This is a genomic window from Agrobacterium sp. NPDC058088 (assembly GCF_042885035.1).
Taxonomy (GTDB): domain Bacteria; phylum Pseudomonadota; class Alphaproteobacteria; order Rhizobiales; family Rhizobiaceae; genus Agrobacterium.
The window spans coordinates 311,336-330,034 of the sequence record NZ_JBHVSU010000004.1; the positions used below are offsets into that span (position 1 = coordinate 311,336).

Below are 18,699 nucleotides of genomic sequence, written 5' to 3' on the forward strand. Positions count from 1 at the left end.
TCAGTTTTCCGGCTCGAGCATGATCGTGGCGAGCGGCGGCAGGACGAGCATCGCCCCGATATCGCCGCCGGCATCGACCGCCTGAACGCGTCCGCCATTTCCCTTGCCGCTGCCGCCATAAATTTCGGCATCGGTGTTGAGAATCTCCCTCCACCGCCCCGCCTGGGGCAGTGGCACATAATAGTTTTCCCGATAGACCGGGGTGAGGTTGCAGATGACTGCGACCGGCTTTTCGCCAGGTGCCGTGCGCAGCCAGGCGAAAACGGAATTCTCGTGATCATCGACCACAAGCCAGCGGAAGCCCTCGGGTTCGCAATCGCGGGCGTGCAGGGCGGCTTTGGATCGATAGGTGAGGTTGAGATCGCGCACGAGGCGGCGCATGCCCTCATGCATCGGATATTGGCGCAGGTTCCAGTCGAGCGAGCCCTTTTCGCTCCATTCGCTCCACTGTGCGAACTCCTGCCCCATGAACAGCAGCTTCTTGCCGGGATAACCCCACATGAAGCCGTAGTAGGAGCGAAGATTGGCGAATTTCTGCCAGTCATCGCCGGACATTTTGGCGATCAGCGATCCCTTGCCGTGGACAACCTCGTCGTGGGACAGCGGCAGCACGAAATTTTCGGTGAAGGCGTAAAGCAGGCCGAAGGTCAGTTCCTGATGATGGAACTTGCGATGCACCGGCTCCCGCGAGAAATAACTCAGCGTGTCGTGCATGAAGCCCATGTTCCACTTAAAACCGAAACCGAGGCCGCCCTCATGAACCGGCTGCGACACTTTCGGCCAGGAGGTGGATTCCTCGGCAATCGTCATGACGCCCGGATGGGTGCCATAAACGAGGGAATTCATCTTCTGCAGGAAGCGCACGGATTCGAGATTTTCGCGCCCACCATATTCGTTGGGTATCCACTCGCCCTCCTTGCGGGAGTAGTCCAGGTAGAGCATCGAGGCGACTGCATCGACGCGCAGGCCATCGAGATGGAATTTCTCGGCCCAGTAAAGCGCATTGTTGATGAGGTAGGACATGACCTCGACGCGGCCGAAATTATAGATCGCCGTGTTCCAGTCGGGATGGAAACCCTGACGAGGATCGGCGTGCTCATAGAGCGCCGTGCCGTCGAACCAGCGAAGTCCATGTTCGTCGGTGGGAAAATGCGCGGGAACCCAGTCCAGGAGGATACCGATGCCGACCTTGTGCGCGCCGTTGACGAACCGCGCGAAACCTTCGGGGTCGCCGAAGCGTGCGGTCGGCGCGTAAAGGCCCGTGGTCTGATACCCCCAGGACGGGTCATAGGGGTGTTCGGTGATCGGCAGGAACTCGATGTGGGTGAAGCCCATATCCGTGCAATAGGGAATGAGCTGCGCGGCGAGCTCGTCCCAGCTTAGGAAGGTGCCGTCTTCGCGACGCTGCCAGGAACCGGCGTGAACTTCGTAAATGCTGATCGGCTGGCGGCGCTGATCCACCTGTGCCCAATGTTCCCGATGAGCCTGATCTTCCCATTTCTGCGTCAGTTCCGGGGTAGTGACAGAAGCATTCTTAGGCCGTAACTCGCCGCGCCGCGCATAGGGGTCAGCCTTTAGCGGCAGAAGCTCGCCATTCGCACCGAGGATCTCGAACTTGTAGGCGCAACCGGCATAGACGTCAGGCGCGAAGATTTCCCAGATGCCGGTATCCTTGCGGAAACGCATCACATGCCGGCGGCCGTCCCAATTGTTGAAATCTCCGACGACGGAAACGCGCCGCGCATTGGGAGCCCAGACGGCGAAGTGAAAACCTTCGACACCCTCGAGCTTCAGCGGATGCGCGCCCATTTTATCGAACAGCCGCAGATGCGAGCCTTCCCGGACGAAATAATCATCCATGGGGCCGAGAACCGGGCCGAAGCTGTAAGGGTCGGTCACCGCCCATTCGGCATCATCGCGACAGGCGCGATACCGCACCGGCTGGCGCTTTGAAAGATCGATACGGCCTTCGAAAAAGCCGTCGGGGTCCAGCCGTTTCAGTTCTCCGACGAAATTTCCATCCAGCGTCAGGACGGAAACCTCCTCTGCACCGGGAATGAAACAGCGGGCGGAAAATCCTTCCGGCGTTTCGTGAACGCCGAGAAGGGCAAAAGGATTGGAATGCAAACCGCTCTTGATCGCCTCGATTTCAGCCTTCGTGATGTCGCCAGTCTTTTTCTCTTCGGCCGAATTGAGCGGTTTTTTCATCAGGCTCTCCAAATCTCGGTGGCATATTGGCGGATTGTCCTGTCGGACGAGAACCAGCCCATGCGCGCCGTATTGCGCACTGTTTTGGCGTACCAGCTATCCGGATCGCTCCAGATCGCGTCCACTTCGCGCTGTGCATTGGCATAGGCATCGAAATCGGCGGCGACCATGAACCAGTCACTGTTATAAATACCGTCGATCAGGCCGGCGAAACGGGAGCGGTCATCCGGCGAGAAGACACCTGACGCGATGGAAGACAGCGCCTGCGACAGCTCGGACGATCCTTCGATAATCGCGCGAGGGTTGTGGCCTTCGGCGCGAGCCTTGGCCACTTCGTCCGCTGTCATTCCGAAGATGACGATGTTTTCCGCACCGACATGGTCGCGCATCTCAACATTTGCGCCATCGAGCGTGCCGATGGTAAGCGCACCGTTGAGCGCGAATTTCATGTTGCCGGTGCCGGAAGCTTCCATGCCAGCCGTCGAAATCTGCTCGGAAAGATCGGCGGCGGGAACCATGATTTCCGCAAGCGAGACGTTGTAGTTCGGAATAAACACCACTTTCAGAAGCCCGCGCACGGCCGGGTCGTTGTTGATGACCCGGGCAATATCGTTGGCAAGCTTAATGATCAGCTTCGCGTTGTGATAACTCGGCGCTGCCTTGCCTGCGAAGAACTTAACGCGCGGCACCCAATCCAGTTCCGGGTGGGACCGGATCTGGTCGTAAAGAGCGACGGTCTCAATGAGGTTCAGAAGCTGACGCTTATATTCATGGATGCGCTTGATCTGGATGTCGAACATGGCCGAGGGATCGACGCGGATACCCATGCGCTGCGCCACAGTATTGGCCAGCCGCACCTTGTTCAGACGCTTCACCTCGGCAAACTTCTCGCGGAACCCGGCATCGTCGGCGAAACGGTCAAGTGCTGTCAGCTTTTCCGCATCATCGAGGAAATCGTCGCCGATCGTCTCGCGCAGCAGGCTGGTCAGGCCGGGATTGCACTGCATCAGCCAGCGGCGCGGCGTGATGCCGTTGGTCTTGTTGTTGATGCGGTCAGGATAGAGGCTGTGCAGGTCGGCAAACACCGTTTCCTTCATCAGGTCGGTGTGAAGGGCGGAAACGCCGTTGATGGAATGCGAGCCGATGAAAGCGAGGTTGCCCATCCGCACACGTCTCTCGCCACCTTCGTCGATGAGCGAGATGGAGCGGATCTGCTGATCCGCCATCTTCTTTTCCTTGCGGGCAAAGAGCAGCGTATTCGCATTGATTGCATAGACGATCTGCATATGTCTTGGCAGAAGGCGCTCAAGCAGCGGCACCGGCCAGCTTTCCAGCGCCTCGGGCAACAGGGTGTGGTTGGTATAGGAGAAGGTGCCCTGCGTGATCTTCCAGGCTTCCTCGAACTCCAGACCATGCACATCGCACAGAAGACGTATCATTTCGGCGATGGAGATCGCCGGATGCGTATCGTTGAGCTGGATCGAGACTTTGTCCGGCAGCGAAGTGAAATCCGGGTACTGCTGCAGATGGCGGCGCAGAATGTCCTGCAGCGAGGCGGAGGAGAAGAAGAACTCCTGCCGCAGGCGCAGTTCCTGACCGGCCGGCGTTGCGTCCGCAGGGTAGAGAACCCGCGTCAGGCTTTCCGCCTTGTTGCTCTCCCTCAATGCGCCGATATGGTCGCCGGCGTTGAAGGCGGCCAGAAGAATGGGGTCGATCGGCTGCGCCGACCACAGGCGAAGCGTATTGACGCGCGTGCCGCGCCAGCCGACGACCGGCGTATCGTAAGCCATGGCGATCACGCGCTCGGCCGGTTTCCAGACGAAACGCTGCGGATCTTCATAACCGCCGATCGTCTCTACCGATCCGCCGAAGCCGATTTCATAAGAGCTTTCGCGCCGCTCGAATTCCCAGGGGTTGCCGTGCGCCAGCCAGGTTTCCGGCAGTTCCACCTGCCAGCCATCCGCCATCTGCTGGCGGAAGAGGCCGTGCACGTAACGGATGCCGTAGCCATAGGCGGGAATATCGACGGTCGCCATGGATTCCATGAAACAGGCGGCGAGACGGCCAAGGCCGCCATTGCCGAGTGCTGCGTCCGGCTCCAGACCGGCAATGACATCGAGATCGACACCGAGCGAGGACAATGCATCGCGGATTTCGTGCATCAGGCCGATATTGGAGATGGCATCGCGCATCAGGCGGCCGATCAGGAATTCCAGCGAGAGGTAATAAACGCGCTTGGAATTGTTGGCATAGGCCTTCCGAGTGGATTCCATCCACTTGTCGATGATGCGGTCGCGCACGACGAGGATGGTTGCGGTCAGCCAGTCATGGGGCTTGGCGACCTTGACATCCTTGCCGATGCGATAGGTAAGGCGTTCGATGATTTCCGACGCCATGATTTCCGGGTTGGAACTGCGCGGGGCGGGGCGGGGAAGATCGGCGGCGTTGAGATTATTGATCATTGGTCGGTCAGCACCTTGGTGGGAGGAGAGGGTCTGAGAGGTTGATCCGTGTTGCCTTTACTGATGCCAGTTTATGCATCGATATGGAGGCGTGGCAACAGCAATTTTCGCGGAAAGTTGAACGGCTTAGAATTTTGAAAAATAAGAACTTTTCTTCCGCGTCCCGAGGATCGCCGAAGGCATTGCCGGCCCTTTATCCGCCGTTACCGAAAAGGTTTGCGTGGTCGTTGCGATGCCGGGCATCGTTCAAAAAAGGGAAAGAGGCTGCAACACTTTTAAATTGTTCACCGGTCCAGAAATCTGTTTCGCTCGATTGTCATCTTTAAACACCGGGCCGAAAACCGCATATGGGTTCGGTCTGATACTTAAGATCACACACTAGCCTTCGCGGCCGCAAAAATTCAATGAAAATAAATGGGCCGGCGCCGCAGCCGCACCTGTTGCCGGTGGCGGCTGCGTGAAACCGGGCGATATCGCCGTGTTACCCCAGACAAAAAGGCTGCATCATCATTTCCCCGGCGCGGATCGTCACGCGGGTATTCGGTGGAACGGCGCACCATGGGGTGCAATCGAAGGAAAATGGCTCGGAACTCAACGCAATGCCTTCTTCCAGCCCACGCCAGTAGAGCGTCGGTGGTTTGTCATCGCTCGACCAGCGGAAGGCATGCACACAATCGCCGTCCATCAGCACCGCACTGAAGCGCAGGGCAGAGGAAACGCCGGCCGTGACCATTTTTTCGTGGCAAAGGCGCAGCGCGGTGGAAATGGCGTGCACGGGATTTGCATCAAGGCCAAGGCCGGCGGCGATGAGGAAGATCGCTTCGCTGTCGCCGGTGCCGCGCCGGGATGCATAGATATCATCGGGGATAAGGGAGTCGATATCGCGCCTTATCTGCTCGTAACCGCCGATCTGGCCATTATGCATGAACAGATATTGGCCATGCGCAAAGGGGTGGCAATTGGCGCGGGACACTTCGCCCGACGTGGCGGAGCGGACATGGGCCATGAACATGCCCGAGCGAAGCTGGTGGCAGAGTGCCGCAAGGTTGGCATCCGACCAGGCGGGTCTGGTATCGCGAAAGACGCCGGGCGTTCCGCGTTCGCCATACCAGCCAAGGCCGCAACCATCGCCATTCACGACGGTTTTCGCTTCCCTTGCGGCCATGGACTGGCTGACCAGCGATGCTTCCGGCTCGATCAGCAGGCTGTCGAGCCAGACGGGTTTACCGGAATAGGCAAAAAGGCGGCACATTCATGCGGCTCTGTCGAATGCCTCGTCTCCGAGCGCAAAGCCGACGGCGGCCTTCGCGTGAATGGCGGTCGAATCGTAACCTGGCAGCGGCAGCGCATCGGGATCGATCAGCAGGGAAATTTCGGTGCAGCCGAGGATGACGGAATCGACGCCGAGTGCACGGGCCTTTTCGATGACGGCAAGGTATCGTTCGCGCGAGCAGGACTTGATTTCGCCCTGGCACAGTTCACCGAAAATGATGTCATGGATCGCAGCCCGGTCTTCCGCTTCGGGCACAACCACGTCGATACCGTGATGGCGCATGCGGTCGGTATAAAAGCCATGTTCCATCGTGTAGCGGGTGGCGAGCAGCAGCGGCTTGCGGCGTCCGTCCGCCTTAAGCGTGGCGGCCGTTTCGTCGATGATGTCGATGAGCGCGACACCGGACATTTTCTCAACCGTGTCCGCAACCAGATGCATGGTATTGGTACAGATCAGCACACAATCGGCGCCGGCATTGGCAAGGCGTGCACCGGCAGCGCCCAGAAGCGCGCCGGCCTCATCCCAGCGGTCAGCCTTCTGAAGGGCGACAACCTCGGAAAAATCGAGCGAATGCATGACGATATCGGCCGAAACCAGACCGCCACGGCTGTCGCGAACCGCCTCGTTGATCATGCGGTAATAGGTTGCGGTGGATTCCCAGCTCATGCCGCCGATCAGGCCGATGCGTTTCATAAGTTTCCCCTTATCAAGTTTGATTGCAGACAAGGATGCCATCGCCACCACGAAAACGGCGTGCGTTTTTCAGGAAATTTCAGGGCTGGTATGCAAGTATGAAGCGTAGGTTATAAATTATGTGCAAATTTCTTGCGTCCTTACGTTAACCGATGCATTCTTTGTGGATGATTGATGATCGTGACCGCCGAATCCTTGCGATTCTCCAGGAAAATGCCGAAACGCCGCTCGCCGATATTGCGCAGCAGGTTTCCCTGTCTCTATCCGCCTGTTCGCGCCGCATCACGCGGCTGCGCACGGAGGGATATGTGACGGGCACGATGGCGCTGCTCGACCGGCGGAAGATCAACCTGCCGACCACGGTTTTTCTGCTGGTGAGGACGGGCCTGCATGCGGAAGACTGGCTGGACAAATTCCACGCCGCCGTCAGCACCATCCCTGAAATCGTCGAGGTTCACCGGCTGACCGGCAATTTCGACTATATTCTGAAACTCGTTCTACCGAACGTCGAATATTACGACACGGTCTATAAGCAGATCCTGCGCCGCGTTCAGCTTTATGACATGTCCGCCTATATCTCGATGGAGACGGTGAAGCTGTCCTCGTCGCTGCCGACGACGCATATCTGAGACATCATCGAGTCCCCGTTAACGTCCTTGTCAGTGGCCCGCCTCAAAACGGACGCCAAAGCGGAAGCTGCGCGTTTCGCCCGGCTGCAACGTAATAGCAGCCGCTAGTTCCTGATGGTTGAAGGCATTGGTGGGTGTTTCCACTGGTTCGAGCGCGATGGATTGCCGTCTGTCACGGGCGAGCGTATCGCCGGTAAAGACGTGCATATGGCCGCGCTCCTGCCAAACCGTGAGGCTCGATCCGTTATGCCGGTTTTCGAGCCGTGTCTCATAAAGTCCGTTTTCGGATGCGATCAGGTCGGTGAAGCAGACATCCAGCACATGGCCGGATAGCGGCGCATAGAGAAAGCGCGGGTCGTCCCGTTTGGTGATCCCGCCCTGCTGGTCCCGCAGGGGAATGAGATTGTCGTCCGTTTCGATCGCGGTTCGCGAGGGTATCGTGAGATGAAGGTCATCGATGGAGGTTGTGCCAGGCAGGCGAAAATAGGGATGCCATCCGGCGGCGAAAGGCAACGGCCGGTCGCCGCGATTGGTGCCGCGAATGTCGATTGTGACGTCGTGGCCGGCAAAGCGATATTCCACCTCGATGCTCAGCGAATAGGGATAGCCGCTGAAATCTGCAGGCGCGATCTCTGTCCGGAAAACGAGAATACGCGCGCCATTTTCCTCGAAGGACCGGTCGAGACGAAACGGCAGGGCGCGCGCAAAACCGTGAAAAACAAGGTTTTCATGGGCAAGCACCGGCTTGATTTGGTGCGTTTCGCCGGCGAAATCATATTGGCCTTGCGGAATGCGGTTGGTGAAGGGTGCAAGAAAGCCGTTTCTCACGCCGTTCTGCGACTGCAACTCCGCAGCTGTCAGATATCCGTCGACCAGATCCTCGCCGTTTTCGCCATCGGCAGAGAGCGGTCGCCAGCTGAGAAGCGTTGCACCCTCATAGGCGATCTCGGCGCAAAAACCGTTTCCGGAAACGGCCAGACCGGCAATCCCCGTGCCTGTTGCGGAAGTGGTCATAGGGAATTGTCCTTTGTATGCATGCATCTGCGACGGCCGGGCCGATTGCCTCGCCGATTCGCGCGATCATCTTCGCTGCAGAGACTTTTCGCAATGGTTATGATGCGCCGCACCATCCGTGGCCGGCGCTTTCCGCAACGTTGTTCGCAGGAGGCCGTGGGGGCCGGAATGGCGATCAGTCCGCGAAGCTTCGTTTTGCGCCGCTGAAGAACTCCATCAGCGCCGCCTGGTCTTCTCCGCCAAGCCCCGCCGCCGTCAGCATGCGGTGCACCTCGGCGCAAACAGCTGTCAGCGGCATGGCCGTGTTGGTGCGCCGGGCCAGATCCTGTGCGCCATTCAAGTCCTTGACCATGTTGTCGATACGGCCGGTGCGGCGGTAATCCTTCGCCACATAGCGTAGCATGTATTCCTGAAGGATGGCGCTGTCGGCGCGGCCGCCCTTCAGCGCCTGCGGTATCTTGGCGGCATCGACGCCGGCATCCAGCGCGAGTTGCGTTGCTTCCGCCACCGCAAGGAAGTTCAGGCCGCACAGAACCTGATTGATGAGCTTGGTTGTCTGCCCGGCGCCACAGGGGCCCATATGGGTGTAGTTGCTGGCCACATGCTGCAGCACGCGGTGGGCATCGGCCACATCCTTCTCGCTGCCGCCAGCCATCAGCGTCAATTGCCCGATGAGCGCCTTGGGTGCGCCGCCCGAAAGCGGACTATCCACCCAGCGAAGGCCCTTTTCCGCAGCGTCGGCCGCCAGTTCTTTGGTTGCTTCCGGGTCGATGGAGGACATGTCGATAATCAGCGTGCCGGGTTTTGCCCCTGCTGCCACGCCATCCTTGCCGAAGACGGCGATGCGGACGATTTTTGGTGAATTCAGGCTGAGTATGACCACGTCGGAAACTGCGGCCGCCTCTGCCGCCGTGCGAGCGCTCTCCGCACCATGGCTTGTCAGCGCCGCGACCTTTTCCGCATCCAGATCGAAAACCGTCAGGTGATTGCCGGTCTCCACCAGCCGTGTGCCGATCGCGCCGCCCATGGCGCCCGCGCCGATGAGAGCGATGTTGTTCTTCCCGGTCATGCTGTTTACGGCCTCCTCCCAAGGTGTCGTGTTTTGGTATTTGTCACAGGGACGCGGTGATGCCGCCGTCGACGTAGAGAATATGGCCGTTCACGAAGGACGAGGCGTCGGACGACAGGAAAATGCAGGCGCCGACAAGCTCTTCCACCTTGCCCCAGCGTCCGGCCGGCGTGCGCTTTTCAAGCCAGGCCGAAAAGGTTTCGTCTGCGACAAGGGCGGCGTTGAGCGGGGTGTCGAAATAACCGGGCGCAATGGCATTGCATTGCAGGCCGTATTTGGCCCAATCCGTCGCCATGCCCTTGGTGAGGTTGCCAACTGCACCCTTGGTGGCGGTGTAGGGCGCGATGCCGGGTCGGGCAAGTGCCGTCTGAACGCTGGCGATATTGATGATCTTGCCGCGTCCGCGGGAGATCATGTGGCGCGCGGCGGCCTGTCCGGCGTGGAATACCGAGGCGATGTTGGTCTGCAGCAGGCGCTCGAAGGCATCGGCCGGAAAATCCTCCAGCGGCGTGCGGTGCTGCATGCCGGCATTGTTGACGAGAATATCGATCGCGCCAATTTCCGCCTCGAAACCGTCGATAGCCTTGCGAACCGCTTCATGATCGGTGGCGTCGAAGGCAAGTGTCCTGGCGCCCTTGATGCCGGCAGCTGCGGCTTTCAATTTCGCCTCGTCCCGCCCGTTCAGCACCACTTCCGCCCCGGCTTCCGAAAGCCCCTGCGCCAGCGCGAAACCGATGCCCTGGGATGAACCCGTAATCAGGGCGCGGCGGCCGGAAAGATTGAACAAATTAAGGCCCACTGTTTCCTCCAGTCTCTCGACATTGCATTCTTGAATGTGTATGTTACCGATAACATTTGTCCGTTTTAGGACGGATGTCAAGGCTGATGCGCCCGCTTTCGGTACGTATCGGGCGGGTGGCGAACTGACAAGGTGCGTCGAGGCGCATCTTGCGGCAGCAATCGGATGAAGAATTTTATGCGCCGTAATGGCGCGCGCTTGAACGGGAGTTGTCATGAAAGCGATTGTCGCCCACGGGGCAAAGGATGTGCGCATCGAAGACCGGCCGGAGGAAAAGCCGGGACCGGGTGAGGTGCGGCTCCGTCTGGCCAGGGGCGGGATCTGCGGCAGCGATTTGCACTATTACAATCATGGCGGCTTCGGCGCCGTGCGGCTGCGTGAACCTATGGTGCTCGGTCACGAGGTCTCCGCTGTCATTGAGGAGCTGGGTGAGGGCGTTGAGGGGCTGAAGATCGGCGGTCTGGTGGCGGTATCGCCGTCCCGCCCGTGCCGGACCTGCCGTTTCTGCCAGGAGGGCCTGCACAATCAGTGCCTGAACATGCGGTTTTATGGCAGCGCCATGCCGTTCCCGCATATTCAGGGCGCGTTCCGCGAAGTTCTTGTGGCGGATGCCCTGCAATGCGTGCCGGCCGATGGTCTCAGCGCCGGTGAAGCCGCCATGGCGGAACCGCTGGCCGTAACGCTGCATGCCACACGCCGCGCCGGCGATTTGCTGGGAAAACGCGTGCTCGTCACGGGTTGTGGCCCCATCGGCATTCTCTCCATTCTGGCTGCGCGCCGGGCGGGTGCGGCGGAAATCGTTGCCACCGATCTTTCCGATTTCACCCTCGCAAAAGCACGTGAAGCGGGGGCGGATCGTGTCATCAACAGCAAGGACGAGCCCGATGCGCTTGCCGCCTACGGCGTAAACAAGGGAACCTTTGATGTTCTCTATGAATGCTCGGGTGCTGCCGTGGCACTTGCGGGCGGCATTGCGGCACTGCGGCCGCGTGGCATCATCGTCCAGCTTGGCCTTGGTGGCGATATGAGCCTGCCGATGATGGCGATCACCGCCAAGGAACTCGACCTGCGCGGTTCCTTCCGCTTCCACGAGGAATTCGCCACCGGTGTCGAATTGATGCGCAAGGGCCTGATTGACGTCAAGCCGTTCATCACTCAGACCGTCGGTCTTGCCGATGCCATCTCGGCCTTCGAATTCGCGTCGGACCGCAGTCGTGCGATGAAGGTGCAGATCGCTTTTTCGTAAGCGCTTTTCCCCGCACGTGGGTGTTTGAAACTTTTGACCGGTGGCGGATCATTCTGCCGCCGGCTTTTTTGTGGGCGCTCTACCATCTACGACAACCGTTGCGGATGTTATCGGTATCATGTCAGGTTTTGTGTGCTTTACGGGAAAAGCCAACCATTGGCTTCTTTCCTCTGGCAGTCACCTCCACCGGCTTGCACATTTTGACGCAGGTCAAAAAGGTGATTTGCCGCCTGCCTGTTTTTGCTTTATCGAAGTTTCAGAAATTACTGAAAATTCAGGAAGTGAAGAAATGCCGACCAGCCTGTCACCGCTCGTTCAGTCCTTCGTGCTGCATTTCGGGGAGATGGGCAGCCGTTGGGGCATCAACCGCACCGTCGGCCAAGTCTATGCTTTGCTTTACATTTCGCCGCAGCCTCTCTGTGCGGACGAGATTGTCGAGGCGCTTGGTATTTCCCGTTCCAACGTGTCGATGAGCCTGAAGGAGCTTCAGGCGTGGAACCTTGCAATTCTCAAACACTTCCCCGGCGACAGGCGCGATTTTTTCACGACGCCTGACGATGTCTGGCAAATTCTCCGCACGCTCGCCGAAGAGCGCAAGAAGCGCGAGATCGACCCCACCCTCAGCGTGCTGCGCGAAATCCTGATGGAAACGCCGGAAAACGAGGATGAGCGGCATGCGCAAAGGCGCATCGACGAGATGAAGACGCTGATCGAGCAGCTTACCGGCTGGTATGATGATGTGAAGCGGCTGGAGACGGAGAGGCTGGCCTCGCTCCTGGCGCTCGGTTCGAAGGTCACGAAGCTTCTGGAGGCGAAGGACAAGATCGTCTCGCTTGCAAGACCGCGCGGCGCGAAGAAAAATGGGTGAGGTGATCGGTCGTGAGCATGTCCGCACAAATCTCCCGGTCGGCCGAAGGTGATGCCGCAAACTGTCCCGCGCCCGGTGCCGGGCAACGGCCGCTCTTCGGCCGAACCCGCCGCAGCTCCGCACCCGACAAAGCTGCGGTGAAGACACAACATGCTCCAGCAGTGGGCAGGTCCGTTGCCCTGCTGCATGTGCTTCCAGCGCTTCTCTGGCTGCCGCAGGCGGGTCTGCTGGCCTTTTCCGTCGGCAAAATCGCCGCTGGTGAGCCGATGATGGCGATTGTGCCGGCAGCCGCCGCGGTTCTTATCCTGGGGCTTCTCAAGGCATGGCTGGAAAAAGTCGCGGCGCGGGCGTCTTTCCGGGCCGCACGCGCAGCGCTTTCGCAGCGGCGGTTCGAAGCGCTGCAGGCCGTGGCGAAGGTTTCCCCGCTCGATCTGTCGCGCACGGCCTCGGGTGAGGCGGCAGGCGTCGTGACGGAGGCAGCGGAGGCGCTGGTACCCTATCTCTCCCGGTTCCAGCCGGCGCGCATGAAGGCCACCATTATTCCCCTGGTTTTTGTGCTCGCCATCCTGCCCTTCACCTGGATTGCGGCGCTGGTACTTCTGCTCGCCATGCCCACCATCCCGCTTTTCATGGCGCTGATCGGCTGGCAGGCCAAGGCCGCCAGTGAAAAGCAGCTGGCCGAAACGGGCAATATGAATGCCTTCCTGCTCGATCGTCTGCGCGGACTGGAAACGATCCGCACGCTCAAGGCTGTCGATCTGACGGCGGCGCGCCTCGGCGCCGATGCGCAGAACCTCAAGAAACGGACGATGGCCGTTCTGAGGATCGCCTTCCTCTCCTCCGCCGTGCTGGAGCTTTTTGCGGCGATCGGCGTTGCCATGACCGCCGTTTATATCGGTTTCCACCTGCTCGGCTTCCTCGATTTCGGCGCCTGGGGCGGAAAGCTCACGCTGGCTGAGGGCCTCTTCATCCTGCTGCTTGCACCGGCCTTTTTCGAGCCATTGCGAGAACTCTCCGCCGTCTGGCATGACCGTGCGGCCGGCGAGGCGGCGCTCGATGCGCTCGACAGATTGACGGCCGGCGGTGCGACCATCTTGGGCGAGGGCGCGGAAGTGGTGCGCGCTCCAACTTCGACGCCCGGTCTCCTTGAGATGGACAATCTTTCCTTCGCCTATCCGGGGGCTCCGCCTGTCCTCAGGAATTTCAACCTGACGGTTCAGCAGGGCGAGAGAGTGGCGATCCTTGGGCCTTCCGGTTGTGGCAAATCCACTGTACTCTCCTTGATTGCCGGATTGGCCGAGGCGGGTGAGGGCTCGATCAGGATCGGCGGCGTCGCGCTTGATGATGCAACCGCCGATGGGCTGCGCAGAACGATCGGCTGGGTCAGCCAGAAGCCGTTCTTTTTTGCCGGGTCCCTGAAGGCGAATATTCGTTTTGGCCGCCCGGCGGTCAGCGACAACATGGTGGAAGAGGCCCTGCGCTGTACCGGGCTGGATGGTTTGACGCAGGCGCGCCGGCATCTGCAGATCGGTGACGGCGGATATGGCATTTCAGGCGGGGAGGTGGTGCGGCTCGCCATAGCGCGCGCTTTCGCAGGCCCCGCAACGCAGCTTGTCCTGGCCGATGAGCCAACGGCGCATCTCGACCGGGAAACGGCTGCTCTGGTCACGGATAACCTGCTGCAACTGGCAAAGGGCAGGACATTGATCGTCGCGACCCATGATCCGGTGCTTGCGGCGCGTATGGACAGGATCGTGGATATGACGGCGATCCATTCGAGGGGGCAGCCATGATCGCGCGTTTTGCCATATTGAGACCAGTTATCGTCCTGTTCTGGTCGACACGGCGCGGCATGTTGCTTGCGGGCGCGGTTCTCGCGGTCACGACGGTTCTGGCGGGCATCGGTCTTCTCGGCGTGTCGGGCTGGTTCATCACCGCGACAGCCATTGCCGGCCTGCTGCCGGCGACGGCCTTCGCCTTCGATGTTTTTGCCCCCTCCGCCGCCATTCGGCTTCTGGCGCTGGCGCGCACCGCCGCCCGTTATGGCGAGCGCATGACGACCCACGAAGCAACGCTCTCCGTGCTGGCAGCGCTTCGCGAGAAATTGTTTCGCGGTTTTGCCGCACCGCAGGCCGCCAAATCTCTGGAGGCGCGGCCTGCGCGCCTGCTGAACCGGCTGACGGCGGATATTGATGCGCTGGATTCGCTTTATCTGCGCGTTCTGGTTCCGGCCACTGTGGCCATTCTCGCTGCGCTCGCTACCGGCTTCGGGCTTGCTTTCCTGCATCCGCTTGCCGGCGTGCTGGTGGCCACTTTTCTCATTGCGGCGGGGTTGGGCATTTCTGCGCGCTCTGCCCTGCGGGCGGAAAAATTTTCGCGTCGGCGGGCCATAGGGCTCGAGGCGTTGCGTGCCCGCACGGCCGATCTGGTGAGTGGACAGACGGAGCTTTTGACCACCGGCCGACTTTCCGCACAGGTTGCGGCGGTCAAGCGGGCGGATGACTATCTCGCTGCCTGCGATGACAGTCTCAACCGCATCGAGACCAATACCGGTTTTTCCTTTGGCGTTTCATCGGCCATTCTTTTGAGTGCCGCTCTTCTTGGCGTGGCCTGGCTGGCGGAGCACGGGGCGGTGAGTGCACCTGCCGCCGCCCTAGGCCTGCTGGTCTGTTTCGCCGCGCTGGAGCCTTTCGCAGCACTTCGCCGCGGGGCGATGGAGCTGGGTCGCACGCTGTTTTCCGCGAGGCGTATCGCCCCGCGCCTCGCCGCAGTGGCTGAGGTACGCAGTCTCGCGGTGCCTGCGAGCGATATTGCGGCGGAGCTTCGAGACGTGCGTCTGGACCGGCAAGGAAACGACAATCCGGTCCTGACGAATATCAACCTCGCCATTGCCGCCGGAGAGAGGGTTGCGATCATCGGCCCGAGCGGTGCGGGCAAGACGAGCCTTATCCAGCTTCTGGCCGGTGAGTTGCAACCAGCCACGGGGGGAATCAGCGCCTTGCCGTCCACCCTGATGACGCAGCGCAGTCAGCTTTTCCGCGACAGCATTGCCGATAATCTGCGACTGGCAAAACCTGCGGCGGCAGGTTGCGAGTTGTGGGAAGCGCTCGCGGCGGCGGGACTTGCCGAACACGTCAAAAGCTTGCCGAAAGGGCTGGAGACGGAGCTCGGCGAGGCCGGGCAGGGTCTTTCCGGAGGCCAATCGCGCCGGCTGGCGCTTGCCCGTTTCCTGCTCGCTGATCGGCCGCTGTGGCTTCTCGACGAGGTGACGGAAGGGCTGGATGGGGAGACCGCCCGCGACGTGCTCGCCCGGCTCTTCGCGAAGGCGGAGGGAAAGACTGTCGTGATGATCACCCATAATCGCCGCGAGGCAGAATTTGCCGATCGCATCATCGTGCTGAAAGACGGACGCCAGCTTGATCAATGTCAAAGCGGCACCCCGGAATACGGCGTAGTGCTTGAGACACTACGTCCGGACTGAGATTTTTTTGAGAGCCGGCGTCGTCTTGAAAATGGAAGGCCGGCCTTCCGGAAAAGGTGGGTAAGATTATGGAACTCGACATAGTGGCGCTGTCGCGCCTGCAATTTGCAGTGACGGCTTTATATCACTTCCTGTTCGTTCCCCTGACGATCGGGCTGTCGGTGGTGATCGCCATCATGGAAACGGTCTATGTCATGACCGGCCGCACGATCTGGCGGCAGATGACGAAATTCTGGGGCACCCTGTTCGGCATCAATTTCGTGCTCGGAGTTTCCACCGGCATCGTCATGGAATTCCAGTTCGGCATGAACTGGAGTTACTACAGCCACTATGTCGGCGATATCTTCGGCGCGCCGCTGGCAATCGAAGGCATGATGGCCTTCTTCCTGGAGGCCACCTTCGTCGGCCTGTTCTTCTTCGGCTGGGACAAGCTGTCGAAACTCGGCCATCTCGTCGCAACCTGGTGCGTTGCCATCGGCTCGAATTTTTCGGCGCTGTGGATATTGATCGCCAATGGCTGGATGCAGAACCCGACGGGCTCCGCCTTCAATCCCCAGACCATGCGCATGGAAGTGACGGATTTCGCCGCTGTTCTGTTCAATCCTGTGGCGCAGGCGAAATTCGTCCACACCGTTTCCGCCGGCTACGTGACGGCTTCTATCTTCGTGCTCGGCGTTTCCGCCTGGTATGTGCTGAAAGGCCGCCATGTCGATCTCGCCAAACGCTCGATGACGGTTGCCGCTTCCTTCGGTCTTGCCTCGGCGCTTTCGGTCGTCGTGCTGGGCGACGAAAGCGGTTATCTCTCCACCGAACACCAGAAGATGAAGCTCGCCTCCATCGAGGCCATGTGGGAAACAGAGCCGGCCCCGGCTCCCTTCACCGCCATCGGTTTTCCCGATCAGGAAGCACGCGAAACACATTTTGCCGTGAAGATTCCGTGGGTGATGGGTCTCATCGGCACCCGCTCACTCGACACGCAGATTCCCGGCATCAACGATCTGGTGGAGCAGGCCAAGACCCGCATCCGCGACGGCATCAAGGCCTATGATGCGCTGATGCAGATCCGCGCCACCGGTAAAGGCGCGCAACTGCCGGAAGAGGTGCGGGGCACCTTTGCCGAGCTCGGTCATGAGCTTGGTTACGCCCTCCTGCTGAAACGATATGTCGATGATCCGCGTCAGGCGAGCGAAGAGCAGATTGCCAAGGCCGCGGCAGATACGATCCCGCATGTGCCGACGCTGTTCTGGTCGTTCCGCATCATGGTCGGCCTCGGTATGTTCTTCATTCTGCTGACGGCGACTTTCTTCTATCTCTCGGCTCGTCGCCGGCTGGATCACTATCCATGGCTGCTGAAAGTGGCGGTCTTTGCCATTCCTTTGCCGTGGATCGCGGCGGAAATGGGCTGGGTGGTGGCCGAATTCGGTCGCCAGCCGTGGATCATCGAGGGTGTGCTGCCCACGGCTGCCGCCGTCTCCAGCCTCAGCGCCTCGACGGTTCTGATTACGCTTCTGTGTTTCATCGCCATCTACACGGTGCTGTTCATCGTCGAGATGGGACTGATGCTGAAAGCGATCCGCAAAGGGCCGGACCCCGACCACGAGCCGGAGGCACCGCTCGTTCCTGAAAAACTCGTCGCTGCGGAGTAAGATATCATGATCCTGCATCAACTCATCGACTATGAAATCCTCCGCGTCATCTGGTGGCTGCTGCTCGGCGTGGTGCTAATCGGTTTTGCGGTGACCGGCGGTTTCGATCTCGGCACGGGGGCGCTGCTGCCTTTCGTTGCGAAAACGGACATCGAGCGCCGTGTCGTCATCAATTCCATCGGCCCCGTCTGGGAAGGCAATCAGGTCTGGCTCATCCTTGGTGGCGGCGCAATTTTCGCCGCCTGGCCGCCGCTTTATGCGGTGTCGTTTTCGGGCTTCTATCTGGCGATGTTCGCCACACTGTTCGCGCTGATCCTGCGGCCGGTCGGTTTCAAATACCGCTCCAAGCGTGAAAGCACCGCATGGCGCACCGGCTGGGACTGGGCGCTCTTTATCGGTGGCTTTGTTCCGTCGCTGATCTTTGGCGTCGCGATCGGCAATGTGCTGCAGGGCGTTCCCTTCCACCTCAATGACGACCTCAGGATTTTCTACGACGGCACGACGCTGTTCGAACTTCTGAACCCCTACGCCATCCTTTGCGGTCTCGTTTCGGTGGCCATGCTCGTCATGCATGGTGCGGCATGGCTGGTGCTGAAGACCGATGGTCCGGTTGCTGCCCGTGCCCGGGGCTTCGGCAGCGTCGCGGCCCTTGCCACATCAGTTCTTTTTGCGCTTGGCGGCGTCTTTCTGTGGCTGGGCATCGATGGCTATCGCTTCACCTCTGACATCGTCACCAATGGTCCGTCCAATCCGCTGTCAAAGACGGTAGACGTTGCGAGCGGTGTCTGGTTCTCAAACTATGCGGCGCATCCCTGGATGATGCTGGCGCCAGCGCTCGGTCTTGCCTTCCCGCTCGTCGCTTTCGTCCTGTTCCGGGCCCACAGGCAAGTGCTGGCGCTGCTTTCCAGCTCGCTCGCCATTTTTGGCATCATCTCGACGGTCGGGTTGACGATGTTTCCCTTCATCCTGCCGTCTTCGGTCGATCCGAAATCGAGCTTGACGGTCTGGGATGCGTCGTCCAGCCATATGACGCTGTTCATCATGCTGGTCGTCGCCCTCATCTTCATCCCGATCATAGTCGCCTATACGTCATGGGTCTATCGCGTGCTGTGGGGCAAGGTGGATGAAAAGGCGATCCGCGACGACAGCGGTCATGCTTATTGATTGAGAAAGAAGGAGATCGAACATGTGGTATTTCGCCTGGCTGCTCGGCCTGCCTCTCGCCGCCATTTTCGCCGTCATGAACGCGATGTGGTATGAGCTGATGGAAGAAAACGCTAAAAAGGCTGAAGCTAAACTGGAAAAATAAAG

The 18,699-nt window shown here is 60.0% G+C and carries 15 protein-coding genes; 8 read left to right on the top strand and 7 right to left on the bottom strand.

What is annotated here, in order from left to right; genetic code table 11:
- The 4 genes from glgB to ACFVTJ_RS14600 form a co-directional block, all read right to left on the bottom strand.
- Positions 1–2,208, bottom strand: a complete 2,208-nt coding sequence (glgB, locus tag ACFVTJ_RS14585; RefSeq protein WP_386908492.1) for a 1,4-alpha-glucan branching protein GlgB — start codon at positions 2,206–2,208, stop codon at positions 1–3.
- Entirely contained in the window at positions 2,208–4,670 is a 2,463-nt protein-coding gene (locus ACFVTJ_RS14590) for a glycogen/starch/alpha-glucan phosphorylase (protein ID WP_386908494.1), read from the bottom strand. The genes glgB and ACFVTJ_RS14590 overlap by 1 nt, the downstream gene beginning before the upstream one ends.
- A gap of 481 nt (positions 4,671–5,151) precedes the next feature.
- Complete coding sequence (locus ACFVTJ_RS14595) at positions 5,152–5,922, bottom strand: class II glutamine amidotransferase (RefSeq protein WP_386908495.1); 771 nt, start codon at positions 5,920–5,922, stop codon at positions 5,152–5,154.
- Entirely contained in the window at positions 5,923–6,636 is a 714-nt protein-coding gene (locus tag ACFVTJ_RS14600) for an aspartate/glutamate racemase family protein (RefSeq protein WP_386908497.1), read from the bottom strand.
- 167 nt (positions 6,637–6,803) lie between these two features.
- On the opposite strand from ACFVTJ_RS14600, the gene ACFVTJ_RS14605 reads away from it, so the two are divergent.
- On the top strand, positions 6,804–7,265 hold the full coding sequence (locus ACFVTJ_RS14605) for an Lrp/AsnC family transcriptional regulator (RefSeq protein WP_386908499.1): 462 nt from the start codon (positions 6,804–6,806) through the stop codon (positions 7,263–7,265).
- A gap of 30 nt (positions 7,266–7,295) precedes the next feature.
- Here ACFVTJ_RS14605 and ACFVTJ_RS14610 read toward each other — a convergent pair whose 3' ends face one another.
- The 3 genes from ACFVTJ_RS14610 to ACFVTJ_RS14620 form a co-directional block, all read right to left on the bottom strand.
- Entirely contained in the window at positions 7,296–8,279 is a 984-nt protein-coding gene (locus ACFVTJ_RS14610) for an aldose 1-epimerase (RefSeq protein WP_386908501.1), read from the bottom strand.
- A 175-nt stretch (positions 8,280–8,454) separates the two neighbouring features.
- Positions 8,455–9,348, bottom strand: a complete 894-nt coding sequence (locus ACFVTJ_RS14615; RefSeq protein ID WP_386908503.1) for an NAD(P)-dependent oxidoreductase — start codon at positions 9,346–9,348, stop codon at positions 8,455–8,457.
- 43 nt (positions 9,349–9,391) lie between these two features.
- The gene (locus tag ACFVTJ_RS14620) at positions 9,392–10,147 is read right to left on the bottom strand and encodes an SDR family oxidoreductase (protein ID WP_386908505.1); all 756 of its coding nucleotides are present in this window, start codon (positions 10,145–10,147) and stop codon (positions 9,392–9,394) included.
- Between the two features lie 214 nt (positions 10,148–10,361).
- Between ACFVTJ_RS14620 and ACFVTJ_RS14625 the strand changes: the two genes are divergently transcribed.
- From ACFVTJ_RS14625 to cydX, 7 genes are all read left to right on the top strand, one after another.
- Positions 10,362–11,393, top strand: a complete 1,032-nt coding sequence (locus tag ACFVTJ_RS14625; RefSeq protein WP_386908507.1) for an L-idonate 5-dehydrogenase — start codon at positions 10,362–10,364, stop codon at positions 11,391–11,393.
- Positions 11,394–11,682: 289 nt separating this feature from the next.
- On the top strand, positions 11,683–12,261 hold the full coding sequence (locus ACFVTJ_RS14630) for a GbsR/MarR family transcriptional regulator (RefSeq protein WP_386908508.1): 579 nt from the start codon (positions 11,683–11,685) through the stop codon (positions 12,259–12,261).
- A 17-nt stretch (positions 12,262–12,278) separates the two neighbouring features.
- Positions 12,279–14,054, top strand: a complete 1,776-nt coding sequence (gene cydD / locus ACFVTJ_RS14635) for a thiol reductant ABC exporter subunit CydD (RefSeq protein ID WP_386908666.1) — start codon at positions 12,279–12,281, stop codon at positions 14,052–14,054.
- Positions 14,051–15,742, top strand: a complete 1,692-nt coding sequence (cydC, locus tag ACFVTJ_RS14640; protein WP_386908510.1) for a thiol reductant ABC exporter subunit CydC — start codon at positions 14,051–14,053, stop codon at positions 15,740–15,742. Before cydD ends, cydC begins: the two co-directional genes overlap by 4 nt.
- Positions 15,743–15,810: 68 nt before the next feature.
- Positions 15,811–17,388 (top strand): cytochrome ubiquinol oxidase subunit I, encoded by a 1,578-nt coding sequence (locus tag ACFVTJ_RS14645; protein ID WP_386908512.1) that lies wholly within the window; start codon positions 15,811–15,813, stop codon positions 17,386–17,388.
- Positions 17,389–17,394: 6 nt separating this feature from the next.
- The gene (gene cydB, locus ACFVTJ_RS14650; protein ID WP_386908514.1) at positions 17,395–18,552 is read left to right on the top strand and encodes a cytochrome d ubiquinol oxidase subunit II; all 1,158 of its coding nucleotides are present in this window, start codon (positions 17,395–17,397) and stop codon (positions 18,550–18,552) included.
- Between the two features lie 22 nt (positions 18,553–18,574).
- Positions 18,575–18,697 carry a cytochrome bd-I oxidase subunit CydX gene (cydX, locus tag ACFVTJ_RS14655; protein ID WP_045015706.1) on the top strand — a complete coding sequence of 41 codons (123 nt, stop codon included), beginning with the start codon at positions 18,575–18,577 and terminating at the stop codon, positions 18,695–18,697.
- Positions 18,698–18,699: the final 2 nt, after the last annotated feature.